Source organism: Micromonospora sp. (assembly GCF_048594385.1).
In the GTDB taxonomy this organism is placed as follows: Bacteria; Actinomycetota; Actinomycetes; order Mycobacteriales; family Micromonosporaceae; genus Micromonospora; species Micromonospora wenchangensis.
In genome coordinates this window covers 1-17,525 of record NZ_JBMDWU010000280.1, presented here as the reverse complement: position 1 = coordinate 17,525, position 17,525 = coordinate 1, and the positions used below count along the sequence as shown (strand labels likewise).

Below are 17,525 nucleotides of genomic sequence, written 5' to 3'. Positions count from 1 at the left end.
AAGCCTAGGGCAGGTTGCTCACGTGTTACTCACCCGTTCGCCGCTCGAGTACCCCGAAGGGCCTTTCCGCTCGACTTGCATGTGTTAAGCACGCCGCCAGCGTTCGTCCTGAGCCAGGATCAAACTCTCCAACAAAAACCTGTTGAACAGCATCCTGACAACAAAAGTGTTGCCAAAGGAATCCCAGCCAACCAAACCCGAAGATTCGGCCAGCCCGGGGTATAAAACAATTGGCACTGGCTTTACAAGCACCCTGTTGAGTTCTCAAAGAACAACCACACACCACCCGAAAGGCCCCGCAACAGCAGAACCCCCGACCTGGGGCATTTCGTTCACCACACCCCGCGCTCCCGCGCTGGGCACTCTTACTACGTTACCCGGTGGTATCCGCCATGTCAAACCGCTCTGTAGCGATCCACACCACTTCCACCACAATTTCCACACACCACGAACACACCCGGCTCACACCGGCAATGTCGTGGATTCCTGCAGGACGGCCGCCGCGGTTTCCCGCGTACTCGCCCGATTCCCTGCCGGCTGTTCACTCTACCCGGTCGGTTTCGCCTCACCGCACCGACCCCCCGGGCCGATCCGGAAGCACCACCCGGGATCAGGAACCGCGCTCCGGCCTCCAGGCCTTTCGACCTGTTTCGTCCGTTCCGCGCTGACAGAGAGGAAGTTACGCGTCCGCCGAGATGATCGTCAAATCCGCAGGGGGCGTCTCCGGTCACATGACGTGCCGACATCCCGGGCCGGCCCGTTCAACCCGCCCGGCGTTCGCGGCTGAGCTGCACAAAGACCAGTGGGATGAGACTCCGACTGGCCGAACGGCCAGAACCTGCGACGACGTCGACGACCACGCCGCGAGTTCGTGCCGCCACCGGTTGCACCGCGACCCCCTCCTCCGCGCACAGCTTCTGGTGCGGGGAGGAGGAGGCCGCACCCCTGCCGTCATCCCCGGCGTACCGGTCCTGTTCCCGGTGATCACCGGCTTCGGGTAGGGGTTCCGCCGGAACGTGCGGCGCCCCGTGGCGCCGTCCACCGAAGAACCCCCGCCCGCCCGGGGTGGCTGTCCTGGTCAACCGCTCGGCGACGGTCGGGCGCACCGTCCCGTAGGCAGACTGCTGCCGGTTGCCGCCACCACGCGGTCGCCGCAGCGCCGACGAGACTGACAGGCACCGATCCCGATCGCGTACGGCGGACCTGCTGGCCGGCCCGGACCGGTGCGTGAACCCCACCGGGGCCCAGTCGCCCGGGACACCGGCCGGCGGTAGTGTTTCGCCCCATCGCGGGCGTGGGGTCGCCCGCGCCGACCTGGATCACCGAGGAGTACGGAGGCTGGCGCCATATGTCCACCGGGGAGGAGTCGTACGCGTCGCGTGACGACGGGTCGACACGGCCGAGCTTCGAGCTCGCGCTGCGGGGCTACGACAAGCGGCAGGTGGACCGGTACGTCGAGCAGATGGACGGCGCACTGTCGACGTTGACCGCCGAGCGGGTCCAGGCGGCCGGCCAGATCCAGGGCCTGACCGCGCACATCCAGCGGTTGCAGGCGGAGCTGACCGAGCTGCGCCAGCGCCCCGTCCAGGTGGACCGGGCGTCCTTCCGTGACCTCGGGCCGATGGTGGACCAGATCCTCGCCCTGGCCGAGAAGCAGGCCGCCGTGATCACCGACACGGCCACCCAGCGGGCGAACCAGCTCCAGGGTGAGGCGGAGAAGACGCTGCTCGAGGCCCGGGAGCGGACCGCCCAGGCGCTGCGGGACCTGGACGAGGAACTGATCGCCCGCCGCGACGAGCAGGAGAAGGCGTACGAGGAACGGCGGACGGCGGCCGACGCCGAGCTGGCCGAGATCCGGGAGCGGGCCGAGAAGCTGCGGGCCGAGGGGGAGTCCGCCCACGAGCGGGCCCAGCAGGAAGCCAAGCGGATCAGCGAGCAGACCGCGAAGCAGATCACCCAGACCAGGGCCGCCGCGGAGGCGTTGACCAAGGCGGCCCGTACCCAGATCCAGCAGGAGATCCAGGCGGCCCGGACGCAGAGCCAGCAGGAGCTGGCCCAGTGGCAGGCCACGGTGGAGCGGGAGGTCGGCGAGCGGCGGGCCGCGGCCGAGCAGGAGCTGGCCGAGCAGCGGGCGGCGGCGGAACGGGAGCTGACCAACCAGCACAGCGCCGCCGAGCAGCAGATCGCCGCGTTGATCGCCGAGGCGCAGCAGTACGCCACCGAGGTCCGCCAGCGCGCCGACGAGCAGACCAGCAGCCACCAGGAGCAGCTCGCCACGGTGCAGCGGGAGATCGGCGACCGGCAGAAGGCCCTCGCCGAGGTGCAGGGCGAGCTGGAGACGGCCCGGGCGCAGTTGGCCGAGATCCAGCAGGAGGGTGACACCACCGAGCGGGAGTTGGCGCGTTCCCGGCAGCGGCTGGAGGAGGTGCGTCGCGACCTGACCGCCGAGAACCGACGGTTGGAGGAGGCCCGGCAGGCCGCCGAGAGTGTGGAGCGGCACGCCAAGGACGTCCGGGCCCGCGTGCAGCGGGAGGCGAAGCGGGTCGCCGACCTGGCCGCCGCCGCCGTGATGGCGGCTGCCGCCGGGGGCGGGGAGACCGCCGAGTACCCGACGGTGGCGGCCCGCCCCGCCGCCGGACCACCGGTCGAGGCGGCCACCGAACCGCCCGCCGACAAGGTGCCGACCAACGTCTGACGTGCGCTCCGGCCCGGGGCGAATTCGCTGTGCCCCGGGCCGGTGGGGACGTAGCCTGACGGCCCCGTCACCACGACCAGCGAACGAGGTGTGTCCCGTGCCCGTGCTCCGTGTGCCGACCGTCCGCTTTCCGCGTCCGTCCACGCACCTCCGGAGTCATCGACATGGATCTCGACCGTAGTTTCGTCATCCGCGAAGGCGACCTTCGCATCCTCAACCCGTTCGACGCCGACAAGCTGGCCACCCTGGGCCGGGTGATCCGGCTGCGTCACGACGACACCCTGCTCGACCTGTGCAGCGGCAAGGGTGAACTGCTCTGCACCTGGGCCCGCGCGCACGGGGTCCGGGGCACCGGTGTCGACATCAGCACCGCGTTCACCACCGCCGCCCGACGGCGGGCCGCCGCGCTCGGTGTGGCCGACCGGGTCCGTTTCGTCCACGACGACGCCGCCGGGTACGTCCACCCGGCGCCGGTCGACGTGGCGGCCTGTATCGGTGCGACCTGGATCGGCGGGGGTGTCACCGGCACCATCGACCTGCTGGCACGGGCGCTGCGTCCGGGCGGGATGCTGCTGGTCGGGGAGCCGTACTGGCGGCGGGAACCGCCGGACCAGGAGACCGTCGCCGCGTGCCACGCCACCGTGCGGGACGACTTCGACGATCTTCCCGGGCTGATCGGCCGCATCCAGGGGCACGGCTGGGACGTGGTCGAGATGGTCCTCGCCGACCAGGACAGTTGGGACCGGTACGCCGCAGCGCACTGGCTGACCCTGCGCCGTTGGCTGGACGCGCATCCCGACGACGCGCTCGCCGGGTCGTTCCGCCGGGAGCTGACCGAGGACCCGCTGCGGCACGTCCGGTACCGGCGGGAGTACCTGGGTTGGGGTGTCTTCGCCCTGCTGCGGCGCTGACCCGGCCGGGGGCGGTCCGTCAGGGCCGCCCCCGGCCCGGCTGCCCGTGGCGACGCGGACCGGCCGGCTCGCACCAGGGGCCGTGCGAACCCGGCGGCTGGTCGCAGGGGGAGGGCGAAGCGGCGCCCGTGGGCGTCGAGCGGTCAGCCGGCGGTGATCTCGTCGAGCACCCGCTGTTGGAAGGCGCGGGCCGCGGCGGCGGTCGGCGGGGGGCCGCCGGCACGGGCGTCGACGCAGCGACGCACCAGTTCGGGGTCGCCGCCGAGGGCGATCGCCCGACGGCCGGCAGCGACCTTGGAGAGCCAGTCGCCGTCACGGAGGCGGACCAGCGCGCGGCAGGCGTTCAGCACCGCGTCCTCCGCGCCGGGGGCGGGGGCGTCCCCGGGTGGGACGGGCCGGGCCAGCCACCAGCGCAGCGCCGCCACCGTCAGCGTGCGCAGGTCGTCCGGGGACAGGTCGGCGAACATCTCACCGGGGGGCGGGCCGGTCAGCCGGTGGCCCCGCTGGTGCAGGATGCTGCGGTCCAGGCCGTACCAGAACCGGCCGTCGGCGGCGGGCCGTTCGGACGGGTCGAGGGTGGCCCGCAACGGCATCGCCGCCCCGGTGTTGAGTTCCACCTCGAAGCCCGGCTCGCCGGTGCCGGAGGCGGCCACCGCACGGGTGTAGACGACCAGTTCGAGGCCGCGTGCCGGACAGGGCAGCGCCTCGTGCCGCAGCCGGGTGACCAGTTCCTGCCGGGTGGGGCGGGGTAGCGCGTCCCGGCAGACCAACGCCACGTCCACGTCACTGCGGCCCGGCTGGTACGCGTCCAGCGCCACCGATCCGGCGGCGTAGGCGCCCACCAGATCCGACCCGAGCACGTCCCGGGCGGTGCCGACCAGGTCGGCGAGGTAGCGGTGCACGGTGGTGTCCATGCCGGTCATCCTGCCGCCCGCGCCGGTGGCCGTCGTGGTGCGGCTGCGGCGGGTCGGGTAAGGGCCGCCGGGCGGCGTCGGGTTGGAGGGACCCCTGGCGCGGACGCCACGGGTGGGACAGACTTGAGGCCCGACAACGAGGACGGGGGCATGGGCAGCTCCACACAGGACGATGCGGCGGCGGATTTCGTGCGGGAACTGACCCACTGGCGTCACCAGCGGGGCATGTCCAAGAAGGAGCTGGCCGAACGCACCGGTTTCGACCCGTCGTACGTCAGCCACATCGAGAACGGTCGGCACCAACCCACCGAGGAGTTCGCCCGGCGGGTCGAGCTGGTGTTGGACAGCGGCAACCGGATCTGGCAGCAGTACGTCGCCTTCGCCGACAGCCGTGGCCCCGGGGGACGCCGCTCCCCGCTCGGCCCGACCGCGGTTCCGCCCCCGGCCGGGTCGCATCTGGTGATCGAGGACGAGCAGGCCAGCCTCTCCCTCGTCGACGGGGTGTACGAGTGCCGGTTCCGGCGGGTGCTGCACAGCGTGGGCACCGAGCCGATCACCCGGCACACCGTGCAGATCGACATCGACCGGTTCCCCGACGATCCGGCCCGGTCGACGGTCTTCCACGGTCGCCACCCGCTCACCATCGACGAGGTCGACTTCCGGGCGACCATCGGCGTCGACCAACCGGAGCCGATGCGGTGGCGGGTCGGGCGCAGCCGGGACGCCTTCCTCAAGATCGTGCTGTTGCTCGACGGCGGGGGCACCCCGGTGCCGCTCTATCCCGGCCAGCGCACCGTGGTGGACTACTCCTACCGGGTGCCGGCGTGGAAGTTCGGCGACTGGTTGCAACGGGACATCCGGCTGCCCACCCGCAACCTGGTGATCCGGCTCGACTTCCCCGCCGAGTCGGGTCCCACCGTCTGGGGCAACGAGACCTCGTTCACCGCGGAGAGCAGCGCCGAGGTGCGCCCGGACGGTCGGGAACGGCAGGGGCGGATCGCGTACGAGTGGGTGGTGTCGCGGCCCCGGTTGCGGGCGCAGTACCGGGTGGAGTGGCGCTATGCCGATCCGCGCGCCGCGCTGGTCGACGCGCCGTCGGATATCCGACCTCTGGCCTGCTGAACGCCGCTGTCGATTCGTCCGGACGTTCCGAACGGACGGGCCGACAGGTGTCGTTTCCGACAGATCCGGCCCGTTGTTCGGGCTCGCCATAGCGGTGCGGCGGGCCCGACCGTTAGGCTCGAAGGCTGAACGGGGACGACGAAAACATCGTTTCCGCTCGATGCGGGTTGCGAGTATTTGCTGGTAGTGGCACCGGAAGGCAGGCTGGAGTGACCCGAGAAGGTGAGCCTGGGCCGCGATACGCCCACCGCGCGGACAACAAGCGGGTGGCGTACGAGGAGACCGGTGCTCCCGACGGGTTCCCCGTCTTCCTGATGCACGGCACGCCCGGCAGTCGGCGGGGGCCGAAACCCCGGGGCATCGTGCTCTACCGGATGGGCATCCGGTTGATCGCCTACGACCGCCCCGGTTACGGCGACTCCGAGCGGTTCGAGGGTCGGGACGTGGCCGACGCCGCGCGGGACGTGGAGGCCATCGCCGACCAGCTCGACCTGGACCGGTTCGCGGTCGCCGGCCGCTCCGGTGGCGGGCCGCACGCGCTGGCCTGCGCCGCCGACGAACGCCTGCACGGCCGGGTGAGCCGGGTCGCGGTGCTGGTCAGCCTTGCCCCCTCGGACGCCACCGGCCTGGACTGGTTCGACGGCATGAACACCGACAACCAACGGGGTTTCGGGGCCGAACGGCCGGACACCGACGCCGTGGTGGAGGAGATCCGGCAGCGGGCCGCCCGAGCCGCCGAGGACCCCCGGTTCCTGCTGCGGGACCTGATGACGCAGATGGGCCTCCCCGACCGCCGGGCGATCAACGACGCGGCGCTGCGCGGCATCATCTTCGACACCTACCAGGAGGCGTTGCGCACCGGCCCGTACGGCTGGATCGACGACGTGCTGGCGTTGCGCCGGAACTGGAAGTTCGACCTCGACGCGATCGACACCAGGGCCACCCCGGTGCGGCTGTGGCACGGCGCGGAGGACACCTTCGCCCCGGCCAGCCACGGCCGCTGGTTGGCCGAGCGGATTCCGGGCGCCGAGATCGAGGTGCAGCCGGGCGCGGCCCATTTCGACGCCATGCAACAACTGCCCCGCATCCTGCGCTGGCTGAGCGAAGCGGGGACGCCGGTGAACTCTGATGTGCTCATCGGCGCCCAGCCCGGTCAGTAGGGATGCGGGTCGAGGACCCGCCGCACGTACCGCCCGTCGCGCAGCACCACCACGCTCGGGTGTTCCTGCCCGATCCGGTCGGCGAGCCGGTCCGCCAGCCGCATCCGCCCGATGCTGACCACTCCCCCGCTCGCCGCCTGCCGGGCCGTCTCCACGTTGCCGAGGCTGCGCAGCGTGTCCGGGTGGTCGGCCCCCAGCACCGCGGTCAGCCTGGCCACCACGGCCTGCAACCGGGTGAGGCCCTCCTCGGCCTGCCCGGTGAGGAGGGTGAAGACGGCGGCGTTGTTGTCCGCGCCCATGCTGAACGGATGCTCGGGTCCGAGCACCTCCCGCAGCCCGTCGGCCGCGGCCACGGTGAACGCGTACGCCTCCTCCTGCACCCCCGCGTCCCACAGGGCCACCCCCCGGTTGAGTTCACACACCAGCGTGTAGGGGTGCCGTGCCCCGAACACCTGGGTGAGGGTCTGCTGCACCTCCTCCAACTCCGAGCGTGCCTGCACCCCCTGCCCCTGGAGCATCAGGTTGGCCGTCCGGCTCAACCGGCACAGCAACGTGTCCGGGTTGGTCGGCCCGACGGTGGAGCGCAGCCGGGTGTAGGCGTCGTCGAGCAGCCGGCCCGCCTCGGCGATCCGGCCGGTGCTGCGCAGCGACGTCGCCAGGTTCGCCTGCGCGGTGAGCACGGGCCGGAAATCCTCGCCGAAAACGCGGCGGTACACCTCGACCACCTCCCCCAGCAACGCCACCGAGGCGCGGTAGTCCCCGGTCTCCCGCAGGTCACGCGCGTAGTTGTTGGCCGAGAGCAAGGTCCGGGGATGCTCGGGGCCGAGCACGACCCGCAGCCTGCGGTAGGTCGTCTGGTCGATGTCGAGCGCGCGGGCGAAGTCGCCGGAGAGCCGGTAGGAAGCGGCCAGGTTGTTGGCCGCGTTCAGGGTGCGCCGGTGGTCCTCCCCGAACACCTCCACGGACGCGTCGTAGGTTCGCAGATCCTGCTCCAGAGCCTGCTGGTAGCGGCCGAGGGCACGCAGGTCCGCCGCGTACCCGCCGGCGGTCATCAGGGTGTACGGGTGGCTCTCTCCGATCAGCTCCTCCTGCTGGCGTAGGGTCGCCTCGTCGAGGGTCAGGGCCTGCTCGAACTGGCCGAGGTTGCGCAGCAGGTTGGCCCGGTTGAAGCGCAGGTTGAGCAGCTGCACGCGCAGCGACCGGTGGGCGCCGGTCTCCGGGGACAGCCCCTCCAGCATCGTCGTCCAGGTCTTGTCCGCGTCCTGGGCGTACTGTGCGCCCTGTTCGAAGCCGCCGTTGAGGAAGATGTACCGGACCCGGTCGATGACCAGCTGCCGGACCGTGTCGTCGTGGCAGGACACCGCCTCGGATCCGTCCAGGTGCGGCCACAGGTGCCGGTAGCCGGACTGGAAGGCCGGGTCGTCCACCTCGCCGGAGGGGCGGGAGCCGGCGAGGATGCGGTGCACGTCGTGCTTGACCTCGGCCAGCTCCTGCTCGGACATCCGGGACCGCAACGCCGCCTGCAGCAGCCGGTGGATCTGCACCCGCTGGGCGTGCAGGTCCACCTTGATCAGGGCGAGCCGGTTGATCCGCTGGACCAGCGCGGCGGCGATGTCCCGCTCGGAGACCCGGTCGGTGACCTGCGCGGCGACCAGTTCGTCGTGCGGGGCGATGACCTTCGCCACCTGGTCGCCGTAGAGCAGGTCGAGGGCGATGTCGGGGGCGAGCACCGAACCGAGCTGCAGCAGCCGGTAGGCGCCCGGGGACTGCTGCCGCAGGCCGGCCAGGGAGCGGCCCCACACGTCGCTGTCCGGGCCGGTGCGGGCCAGCCCGGCCAGGTAGGTGGCGACCGAGTCCGGGCTCTCCGCCAGCCATGCGCCGGCCAGCGCCACCAGGATCGGCACGTCCTCCACCGCCTCGGCGACCTGCTGCGCCTCGGCCACGGTCATGCCCCGGCGGCTGGTCCGGCCGATCAGGTGGCTGACGCTCTCGCCGCGCTGGAAGGCGTCCACGTCGACTGCGCGGGCCAGGTCACCCCAGTCCGGGTTGCGGGTGGTCACCAGCACGTGCCCCTCGCCCTGGGGGAGGTAGTCCCGGACGTGCTCGTACTGGTCGACGTTGTCGAAGACGATCAGCCAACGCAGGGGTGGCCCGTCGGCGCCCCGGCCGCCACCGTGGCTGAACCAGTCCCGCACCGCCCGGGCGTTGTCCGGCACGCTCTGCAGGTCGGGCAGGTTGAGCCGGCGGCCCAGGTCGGCGAAGCGGACGTCGATGAACTGCACCGGGTCGGCTTCCACCCACCAGATCACGTCGTACGCGCCGTGGAAGCGGTAGGCGTACTCGGTGGCGAGCTGGGTCTTGCCGATGCCGGCCCCGCCGCGCAGCGCCACCGGGACCCGTTCCCGGGCCGCCGTCTTCAGCTCCTCGCGGAGGGTCAGCAGCAGCCGGTCCCGGCCGGTGAACCGCACGTTGCGCGCCGGGGCGTAGAAGACGAGCGGTTCGACGCCCGGGTAGCGGGTCGCCGGCACCGGCCGGTCCCGGCCGTCGGTGGGCCGGCCGACCAGCTCCCACACCTGTTCGGCGGCGGCCGCGGCGCCCCGCTCGTAGACGGTCGCCCAACTGCCGGGCGGGGTGTCCACCGACGGGGTGGTGTCGTCCAGGTGCAGCGCGAGCGCCGGGGAACCCGCGGCACCGCCGAGGGCCCGGCGGGCGGCCAGGGAGGAGCGGGACACCAGGTGCAGCTCGCGGGAGGCCGTGCCGGCCGGCACCGCCGCCGGGGCACCCAGCGGGGTGGCCAGCACCCGCAGGTCGGCGGCGTGCAGCGCGGACTGCACCCACTCCGCCCACGCCTGGTCCTCCGGCACGTACCGCAGCACGATCAGCTCGTCGACGATCACCGGTTTGCGTTCGAAGCGTTGGAAGGTCTGCCGGCGCAGCCCCTCGTCCATCCGGGGCAGCCCGGCGACCGTGCCGTTGGTGATGTGCCGGGTCAGCGCCTCGTACGCCGACAGCAGCCCCCGGCTGCCCGGCACGTCGCCGAACGTCGCCAGGGTCTCCTCGTAGGCGTAGTAGGCGCGGTAGGGGACCTCGACGGAGAGCCAGTAGTCCTGCCGTTCCAGCTCGGTCATGCCGCTGGGCAGCCCGGTGAAGCGTTGCATGGCCAACGCCCGGCCGGCGTCGGTCTTGGTCTTCTCCCCCTCGTCGACCCGCATCGGCACCGGCAGCACCCGGCGGGCGCGGCGTCCCTCGTAGCCGCGGACCCGGGTGGCGACCGAGGCGGCGCCGTCGATGCCCTGGTCGCTGAGGGTGAAGCAGTCGACCAGCACGTCGGGCAGGTGGATGGTGCAGATCTCGGCGACGTCGCTGATGCCGGTGCGGCTGTCGATCAGGGTGTAGTCGTAGTGCCGCTTCATGTCCGCCCGCAGCGCGTCGAAGAACTGCGCGCCGCCGAGCCGGTTGTAGAAGTTGTCCCAGTTCAACCCGGTGACGCTGGTGGCGTAGTCGGGGTTGTGCCGGCCGGCGAGCAGCAGATCCAGGGTGCCGCCGCCGGGGAACTCCCAGCTCACCGAGAAGGCGTACTTGTGGACCCGGGCGTACTGGCGGTGCCAGTCGCCGGGGCGGGAGTCGTCGCCGGCCTGCCGGCGGCGGGCGTTCTCCCACTCGTACTCCAGGATCAGGTCCATCACGCCGCCGGTGGAGGCGACCTGGTCCGGATCGAGGAACGGCGCGAAGAACCGGTGCAGGCCGGGGGATTCCAGGTCCCAGTCGGCGACGAGCACCTGGTGGCCGTTCGCGGCGAGGATCCAGGCGGTGTTCGCCAGCGCCATGGTGCGACCGGTGCCACCCTTGTACGAGTAGAAGGTGACGACCTGGCCGTCGCGGGGTGGAGTCATCGTTCTGCCTTCCCTCGCCGTACGTCGAACGGTCCGACCGGCCCCAGGCTCGGCTTCGGATCGTGCGGGCCTTCCGGCGGATCGACCGGCCCGTGCCGGAGGAACTGTTTGCGCGCCTCGGTGACCAGCAGCGGCGCGCAGCGCTCGAACTCGTCGATGGTGCGCACCGGCAACACCCGGGGGAACCGGGCGTTCTGCAAGGTACCGGCGATCTCCTCGGGTGCCTGCTCGCCACGCGCATGGTCGGCGGCGATGACGAGCGGGACCACCCACTGCGGCAGCCCGTCGAGCGCGGCGCGGGCGGCCTCGACCCCGACCCCGGCGTCCACCAGCACCACCGCCGGACTGTGCGGGGCCCGGTCGCGGGCCTCGGCCAGCCCGACCACCCGGGTGGGCAGACCGAGCCGCTCGGCGGTCGCGGCCACGTAGTCGGCGACCGCCAACTGGTGCTGGTCGCCGTAGGGCCGCCAGCGGGCCTGGTCGGCGGCGAGGGTGGTGACCACCAGCGCGGCGCCCGGACCGTCGGGGACCGGCCTGCTGATCAGGGCCGCCGCCCGGGAGCGGGCGAGCGGTTGCTGCTCGGTCACCGTGACGATCCGGTCGGCCAGCGCGTCGCGTAGCCGCCGGTACTGCGGGCCGTAGGCGCTGAGCTTGCACAGCGCGCGCAGCCCGTTCTCGGCGTAGTCGGCGCGGTCGTCGGGGTGGTCGGGGTGGTCGGTCACCGACAGCGCCTGGACGATCTCGGGGCGGTCCTCCCAGGACGGCAGCGGCATCCACAGCACCGGCAGCACGTGCCGGTCGGCGTGTCCCGCCGGCAGCCGGGCCAGCCGGCTGCGGAACGAGTCCCGTTCGCCCAGCGCCCAGGCGTTGCGGAAGTAGTTCGGCGAATAGAGCGGCACGAACACGTGCGCGAGGCTCAACGCGTCGGTGAGGGTGCGGCGCAGGTCGGCGCCGGGGACGACCTGGCCGTCGAAGAAGCCCGCCTCGATCTCGACGGTGCGCCGGGGATGCTCCCGGACCGACTTGGCGAGGTCCTGGAAGAACTTGCCGACCCAGTAGTCGGTGTCCGGCCGGGCGGCGTCGGACAGCGGGACGGAGTGCGCGTAACTGAGGAAGAAGTAGGTCTCCTGCCCGGGCGTCCCGACCGGCGAGGGGTCAGACCAGGTCATGCCCGTCCTCCTCGAACCGGTCGCGCAGCTGCCGCAGGTCGGTCGTGACCGCCGGCTCGACCCAGTGCGTGCGGTACGCGCGGGCGATCCGCTGGGCCAGCCGCCAGACCACCGCGTCGTAGGCGTCCTTGCCGTTGCTGCCGAGGCTGAGCAGGCCGTAGATGCCCTCCTCGTGGTACTGCGGGGCGATGTCCGAGGGTAACCGGGTGGGGGTGAACATCTGCCGCCGCGACACGACCTCGGGCACCCGTCGACGGTCCACCACCGACCAGTTGACCGGGATCACCGGCGTCTCCCCCACCGACGGTTCGGCGTCCGGGCGGGGTACGGCCCGCCGCCGGGTGAACGCGTCCCACTCCCGGGCACACCACTGGCTGCGCAGGTACTGCGGCGAGACGAGCGGGATGAAGACCTGGCAGTGGCCGGCGGCGAAGGCGAGATCGTCGGTCCACAGCTGCCCTCCGTCGAGCATCTGGTCCATGAAGCCGGCCATGCGGCCCGGGCCGAGGCCGAGCAGTTCGACGACGTGGTCGGAGAGGTCGACGAAGAGCTGGGAGACCTTCTTGTTGTTGTCCCGTGGGGGCGCGACCGCCCGGGGTCGGGTGCGGGTGCGGGCGTAGCTGAGGAAGAACACGGGGGCGCTCTCGTCCTCCCGGAACTGTTCCTCCACCACCTACCGCTCCCGCCCGGCGTCGCCGCTCCCGGCCGACCACAGTATCGACAGGTGCCAACCCAGCGCTGTCCCGTTCACGCCAGTCGGTGCGCATCCATCCACCCCCGGGCGAGGTCGACCGCGCGGCGCAGCCGTACACAGTGACCGTCGGCGGCGCCCACCGGCCCGGAGCGGACCGCCCCGTCGGCCACCACGGCCGCCCCGATCCGCGGGAAGTCGCCGTCGTCCAGGTGCGGGGCGCGGAAGTCCCGGCGGACCCGGCGACCCTGCGGGTCACGCAGGTAGCAGCGGTACGCCCGGTGCGGTGCGGGCCGGGCGCACCGGTACTCGGCGAGGTGGAACGCGGTGCACACCGACCAGTCGACGCCGAGCAGCAGGACCAGGGCGTCGGCGGCGTACAGCGCGCCCAGGGGGGACCGGTCGCCGAGGTGGCAGTCCAGGTCGTGCCGGGCGGTCAGGGTGGCGGCGGCCGGGCCGAGAGCGGCGAAGGATGTCTGCGGGTGGGCGCTGCGCCGGGCGTCGGCCTGGCGGCGGACGTGTTCGGCGAACGCCCCCATCCCCTGGGCCGGGCTGTGCGCCGGATCGAACGGCGCGATGGTCGCCTCGACGGCGGCGGCCTGGGCCGGGGTCATCCCCGCCGTGGCGGCCCGGAACGCCGGTGAGGTCACCGAGTTGCCGGCGGTCTGCGTCGGCACGACCACCGTGCCGTGGTCACCGAGGGTGTCGCGCAGCGCGGCGAGGAGGGTGGCCGGCCCCGCCGGCTCGGGCCGGACCCGGGACAGCGCGCAGTGCACCAGCACGGTCGCGCCGGTGGGTAGTCCGAGCGTCCGCAGGTCGGCGGCGAGGGTGGCCCTGTCGTTCACCGCCATCCGTCCAGGGTGGCGCGCATCCGCCGGACGAACCGCTCGCCGTCGGCGGTGAGGCTGCCGAGGTCGAGCAACGCGTCGACCGTCCCGTCGGTCCATTCCCGGTAGCGCCGGTGGTGTGCCGCCGCTTCGGCTCCCGGGCGGTGCCGCCACACGTCGGCGACGGCGAGGTGGGCGTAGACGCCGTGCAGCGCGCCTTCCACCGGCCTGGGGTCGTCGCGCCAGGGCACCCGCAGCCGCCGGGCGTCGGCGGGGTCGAACAGTTCGCAGACGTCGAGCACGGCATCCAGTTTGAGGTGTTGCACCTCGTGCACGAGCAGCACCGCCAGCGCGGCGTCGTCGGCGACGGGGGTGACGGCGACCGCGCCGAACGCGGACCGGGCGGCGGCGCTGCGGGAGCGGCCGGACGGATCCGGCCGCAGCGGCACCACGGCGCGCAGCAGGGCGCGTACCCCGGCGGCGTATCCGGCGGCCTCGGTGTCGAGGCGGTCGACCGCCCGACGCACCTGCCGCGTCCAGCGGTCGGCGACCGCCGGGGTGAGCCGGGCCGCCACCGGCAGGTCGAAGCAGTCGCGGTACGGGTCGGTGTCCTCCAGCAGGACGGTCCCGTCGCCGGTGTGCGCCGCCCGGGTGGGCCGCCACCGGTCCGGGTGGGGTCCGACGGCCGGCCGGACCAGGACCCGTCGCCGGCCGGCCCGCAGCGCGACGCCGCCGCCGGAGATCGTGACGGGCACCGTGGCGGCGTCGGTGTCCACCATGATCGCGCCGAGGGTCGGCAGGTGCACCGCGCCGGCCCGCACCGGCAGCACGAGGTCGGCGTCGACGCCGGCCCGGACCGCCGCGGCGGCGGCGACGGCGGCGAGGTGGGACAGGTCGCCCGTCGCCCCGGCCCGGCACCGCTGCGCCCACCGCCTGACGAACGGGTGGGTGAGCACGTGGTCGACGGCGTCGGGCGCGGACACGTCCAGCGCCACCAGCAGGTGCCAACCGGCCGCCGCGACCGGGTCGGCGGTGGCGGCGGGACTGAGCGCGACCGTGAGCGCACGGGCGATGCCGTGGTGGACGGCGGCGAGCTGATCCACCGAACCCGGTCCGCCCCGCCCGGAGCCGAGGTCGGCCAGGACGGCGGGGGGCAACGTGTCGACCGGCCGCTGCTGCGGCGACCCGGCGGGGACGGCGGTGGCCCGGATCAACGCGGCCAGGTCCGCGCAGTACACCGACGGGTTGTCGAAACCGGTGGCCGAGCGGTAGCGGTGGGCGAACAGGCCCCCGCCGCAGCGGCGTACCAGCGGGCAGGAGCGGCAGGTGGCGCACAGGCCGGCCAGGCCGGTCTGCCGCACGGCGATGCCCGGATGGGCCGCCGCCTCGTCGACGGCGTGCCGGAACACGTCCAGGCCGGTGGCGGCGGCGCCGTGGAAGGCGGACTTGAGCGAGTCGACCTGCTCGAAGCTGCCGTCGGTCTCCACCACGACCAGGTCCGCCGGGGCGAGCCCGACCGCCTCGGTGCCGGTGCTGCCGCCGGTGGCCGTGGCCAGCAGGGACTCCAGCAGCCGGATCGGCACCGGCCGCCCGTCGGCCAGCCAGCGCCGGTGGATGGTCAGCAGCCAGTCCGCGTACGGGGTGGTGGCCCCGTCGGGGCGGGCGGGCGGCCGGTCCCAGTTGGCGTGCGGCAGCAGGAAGTCGATCCGGGGCGGTTCCTCGGCGAGCAGCGCCTGGTAGACCCGCAACGGGTCGTTGGCCAGGTCGACGGTGCACAGCAGCCCGGCGTAGGAGCTGCGGTAGGCGGGGCGACGCAGCAGGGCCAGTGCCCGGCGCACCTGGTCGTGGCTGCTCGCGCCGTTGGCGTACCGGCGGTGCCGGTCGTTGGCCGACCGGTCGCCGTCCAGTGAGACGCCCACCCTGACGTCGTGGGCGACGAGGACGTCGGCGATCTCGGCGGTGAGCAGCACGCCGTTGGTCTGCATCCGCAGGTCGAGCCGGGTCACCGGGTCGATCACCCGGCGCAGGATCGTGGCGGTGGTGGCGAGCCGGGCCGCACCGGCCAGCAGGGGTTCCCCGCCGTGCAGGACCACCCGGACCTCGGTGAGCCGGTGGGTGGTGGCGTGCTCGGCGATCCGCCGGGCGGTGGCCTCGACCGTGTCGGGCGTCATCAGCCGGGGTTGACGACGCCACGACTGGTCGGGGTGTTCGTAGACGTAGCAGTGGTCACATGCCAGGTCGCACCGGCTGGTCAGCTTGAGGACGTACTGGCGCAGCGGGGTGACCGGGGCGCGGGGCGCGGTGGCCGGGTCAGACGTGCGAGCTGAAGGACGCGACATCGACCCGGGTCGGGTGGGTGGCCCGGCGGTCGTCGACACGGGCGACGGCGACGGCCCGCTCGACCGGGATCTGACCGAGCGGGGTGCGTCGCACGTCGCTCATCGGCGTCGGGAACGGATCGGACGGGCGTTGGGTGCGGTCCACGTCGGGCCCCCATCTTGTGTCGGAGGTGGACGGAGGTCCGCCCACGTCGACGACCAATCACGGATGTCGATGATGCTATCCGCCACAGCCCGTCATGTCACTGCTGCGCAGCGCCATCATCCTCGATCATCTTGGCCATCCAGGCCGCGTTGGACTGGGCGATGATCCGCTCGGCCTCGGCGACGAACGCCTCGTCGTCGGTCCAGCCCAGCCCGGCCGCCCGGGTCAGTCGCAGCCGGGTGAGCTGGTCGGCCGTCCGGGCGTACTCCAGGTGCTGTTGTTCGTGGCGTTCGGCCGCGCCGTAGCCGACCAGCGCGGTGGTGACCGCCGCGACCACCGGCACCCACGCGGTCAGGCCGAGCGCGTCACCGAACACCCCGACCACGGCGGAGAGCACGGCGGCCACGACGGTCAACGCGGTCGCCGCCCGGCCGATCCGGGCGGCGGCGCGAGCGGCCTGCCGGGCCGCCGGCAGGTAGTAGCCGTCGACCTGCCGCTGCACCCGTTCGGCCAGGTAGCTCGGCAGGCCGGTGACCGGGGGCAGCGGACGGTCGGCCGGGGTGCCGTCGAGGGTGTGCCCGACCAGGTCGCCGACGCCGGCCACGAGCAGTCCGTAGCGGTGCAGCAGGACGGCGTCGGCGTCGGCACCGGCGTAGGGGGCGACGCGGGCGAGGTAGCGGTACAGCTCCGACTTGGACGCCTCGGAGCCCGCCCGGAGCCGGGTCCAGACGGCCACCGCGTCGCGGGAGGCGCGGCGGCCGAGCACCGGCACCAGCAGCAGCGACACGGCGGCGACGAGCGCGAGCACCCGGCCGGCGGTGGGCGCGGACGTGGCCAGCCGGGCCGCCGCGGTGCCGGCGACGGCAGCGGCGGCCGTCAGCGCGGCGACCGCCCGCCGCCCGGTGGTGATCCGTCGCTTGGCCCGTCGGGCGGCCTGCGACCAGTCGCCCTGCCCCCGCCAGACCTGCCCGGCGGCGAGGGATCCGTCGATGTCCGGCACAGCCGCATGGTAGGCGACCGGTGCCCGTCCGGCCCGCACCCGACGGGCCGGGCACACGCCCCGCCGGGCCGGGCACGACGGACCCGGCGAAGGTGTCGCACCGCTGGTCGGCGGGTGTATGTGCATCCGGCGCGCGTTCCGGCGAAAACCCGCAACTGGGGCGGTCGGCGGGACCGAGATCGACGGGGATGACCTGTTCAGACCGGGGTGGCCGAGGGTCGTTCATCACCTGGCAACAGGGGTTTCGGCAGTCCGACGGCATGGTTGCCCAGGTCAACCCATTGATATGGATGCCTGCCCGTGTGATCGTGCCTCCAGCAGTCGCCAACCCCCGGCGACACGCGACGGACAGTCACCCCCACCGGGCCCGCCGGCAGCCCGGAGACCACCCGTCGCGGCCACGCCTCACGCAGCATCGGCGCGCGACCCCACCGGGCACCGCGACGCCGCCCGAGAACAGGAGCATCCCCTTGACGCTCTCACCCCGCCTCGTCGCGCTCTCCGGCGCGGTCGCGGCCGGCCTGATCGCCGCGGGCACCGCCGCGGCGGTCCAGGCCGCGCCGTCCCACCCCGCCCCCGCCCCGGCCCCGGCCCGGGCCGGCGCCGTGGGGGCGGCCCGCGCGCGGGTCGCCCGGCGCCCCGCCGCCCCGGCCGCCAGC

The 17,525-nt window shown here is 73.3% G+C and carries 13 protein-coding genes and 1 rRNA gene; 5 read left to right on the top strand and 9 right to left on the bottom strand.

Annotation, left to right across the window (positions count from 1 at the left end; translation table 11 throughout):
• Positions 1–135: ribosomal RNA gene (locus tag ACOJTC_RS15125) — 16S ribosomal RNA — on the bottom strand; the annotation flags it as partial.
• Positions 136–1,348: 1,213 nt separating this feature from the next.
• On the opposite strand from ACOJTC_RS15125, the gene ACOJTC_RS15120 reads away from it, so the two are divergent.
• Together ACOJTC_RS15120 and ACOJTC_RS15115 are read left to right on the top strand one after the other, a co-directional pair.
• Positions 1,349–2,695 carry a DivIVA domain-containing protein gene (locus tag ACOJTC_RS15120; protein ID WP_357934739.1) on the top strand — a complete coding sequence of 449 codons (1,347 nt, stop codon included), beginning with the start codon at positions 1,349–1,351 and terminating at the stop codon, positions 2,693–2,695.
• Between the two features lie 164 nt (positions 2,696–2,859).
• Entirely contained in the window at positions 2,860–3,606 is a 747-nt protein-coding gene (locus ACOJTC_RS15115; RefSeq protein WP_420117351.1) for an SAM-dependent methyltransferase, read from the top strand.
• Positions 3,607–3,749: 143 nt separating this feature from the next.
• Here the strand turns inward: ACOJTC_RS15115 and ACOJTC_RS15110 are convergent, their stop codons facing one another.
• On the bottom strand, positions 3,750–4,520 hold the full coding sequence (locus ACOJTC_RS15110; RefSeq protein ID WP_420117350.1) for a nucleotidyltransferase domain-containing protein: 771 nt from the start codon (positions 4,518–4,520) through the stop codon (positions 3,750–3,752).
• A 150-nt stretch (positions 4,521–4,670) separates the two neighbouring features.
• Here ACOJTC_RS15110 and ACOJTC_RS15105 point away from each other — a divergent pair, with 150 nt between their 5' ends.
• A complete protein-coding gene (locus ACOJTC_RS15105) occupies positions 4,671–5,642 on the top strand; it encodes a helix-turn-helix domain-containing protein (protein ID WP_420117349.1) in 972 nt (323 codons plus the stop codon).
• 209 nt (positions 5,643–5,851) lie between these two features.
• Entirely contained in the window at positions 5,852–6,802 is a 951-nt protein-coding gene (locus ACOJTC_RS15100; protein WP_204928538.1) for an alpha/beta fold hydrolase, read from the top strand.
• Here the strand turns inward: ACOJTC_RS15100 and fxsT are convergent.
• From fxsT to ACOJTC_RS15065, 7 genes are all read right to left on the bottom strand, one after another.
• Entirely contained in the window at positions 6,796–10,695 is a 3,900-nt protein-coding gene (gene fxsT / locus ACOJTC_RS15095) for an FxSxx-COOH system tetratricopeptide repeat protein (RefSeq protein ID WP_420117348.1), read from the bottom strand. The genes ACOJTC_RS15100 and fxsT overlap by 7 nt on opposite strands.
• Positions 10,692–11,864 (bottom strand): TIR-like protein FxsC, encoded by a 1,173-nt coding sequence (locus tag ACOJTC_RS15090; RefSeq protein ID WP_420117347.1) that lies wholly within the window; start codon positions 11,862–11,864, stop codon positions 10,692–10,694. Before ACOJTC_RS15090 ends, fxsT begins: the two co-directional genes overlap by 4 nt.
• Entirely contained in the window at positions 11,851–12,537 is a 687-nt protein-coding gene (locus ACOJTC_RS15085; RefSeq protein WP_204928535.1) for a TIR-like protein FxsC, read from the bottom strand. Before ACOJTC_RS15085 ends, ACOJTC_RS15090 begins: the two co-directional genes overlap by 14 nt.
• Before the next feature lie 74 nt (positions 12,538–12,611).
• Complete coding sequence (locus tag ACOJTC_RS15080) at positions 12,612–13,406, bottom strand: aminoglycoside N(3)-acetyltransferase (protein ID WP_204928534.1); 795 nt, start codon at positions 13,404–13,406, stop codon at positions 12,612–12,614.
• Positions 13,397–15,721 (bottom strand): FxsB family cyclophane-forming radical SAM/SPASM peptide maturase, encoded by a 2,325-nt coding sequence (locus ACOJTC_RS15075; protein ID WP_420117346.1) that lies wholly within the window; start codon positions 15,719–15,721, stop codon positions 13,397–13,399. Before ACOJTC_RS15075 ends, ACOJTC_RS15080 begins: the two co-directional genes overlap by 10 nt.
• Positions 15,693–15,824, bottom strand: coding sequence for a hypothetical protein (locus tag ACOJTC_RS15070; protein ID WP_420117345.1), 132 nt, complete (start codon positions 15,822–15,824; stop codon positions 15,693–15,695). The genes ACOJTC_RS15075 and ACOJTC_RS15070 overlap by 29 nt, the downstream gene beginning before the upstream one ends.
• A 139-nt stretch (positions 15,825–15,963) precedes the next feature.
• On the bottom strand, positions 15,964–16,866 hold the full coding sequence (locus ACOJTC_RS15065) for a DUF4231 domain-containing protein (RefSeq protein ID WP_420117344.1): 903 nt from the start codon (positions 16,864–16,866) through the stop codon (positions 15,964–15,966).
• Positions 16,867–17,336: 470 nt separating this feature from the next.
• Between ACOJTC_RS15065 and ACOJTC_RS15060 the strand changes: the two genes are divergently transcribed.
• A partial coding sequence (locus ACOJTC_RS15060; RefSeq protein ID WP_420117343.1) for a hypothetical protein occupies positions 17,337–17,525 on the top strand: 189 nt, incomplete at its 3' end.

Coding starts and splice junctions, on each gene's coding strand:
- ACOJTC_RS15120 (WP_357934739.1), top strand. CDS start 1,349: ATGTCCACCGGGGAGGAGTCGTACGCGTCGCGTGACGACGGGTCGACA.
- ACOJTC_RS15115 (WP_420117351.1), top strand. CDS start 2,860: ATGGATCTCGACCGTAGTTTCGTCATCCGCGAAGGCGACCTTCGCATC.
- ACOJTC_RS15110 (WP_420117350.1), bottom strand. CDS start 4,520: ATGGACACCACCGTGCACCGCTACCTCGCCGACCTGGTCGGCACCGCC.
- ACOJTC_RS15105 (WP_420117349.1), top strand. CDS start 4,671: ATGGGCAGCTCCACACAGGACGATGCGGCGGCGGATTTCGTGCGGGAA.
- fxsT (WP_420117348.1), bottom strand. CDS start 10,695: ATGACTCCACCCCGCGACGGCCAGGTCGTCACCTTCTACTCGTACAAG.
- ACOJTC_RS15090 (WP_420117347.1), bottom strand. CDS start 11,864: ATGACCTGGTCTGACCCCTCGCCGGTCGGGACGCCCGGGCAGGAGACC.
- ACOJTC_RS15080 (WP_204928534.1), bottom strand. CDS start 13,406: ATGGCGGTGAACGACAGGGCCACCCTCGCCGCCGACCTGCGGACGCTC.
- ACOJTC_RS15075 (WP_420117346.1), bottom strand. CDS start 15,721: ATGTCGCGTCCTTCAGCTCGCACGTCTGACCCGGCCACCGCGCCCCGC.
- ACOJTC_RS15070 (WP_420117345.1), bottom strand. CDS start 15,824: ATGAGCGACGTGCGACGCACCCCGCTCGGTCAGATCCCGGTCGAGCGG.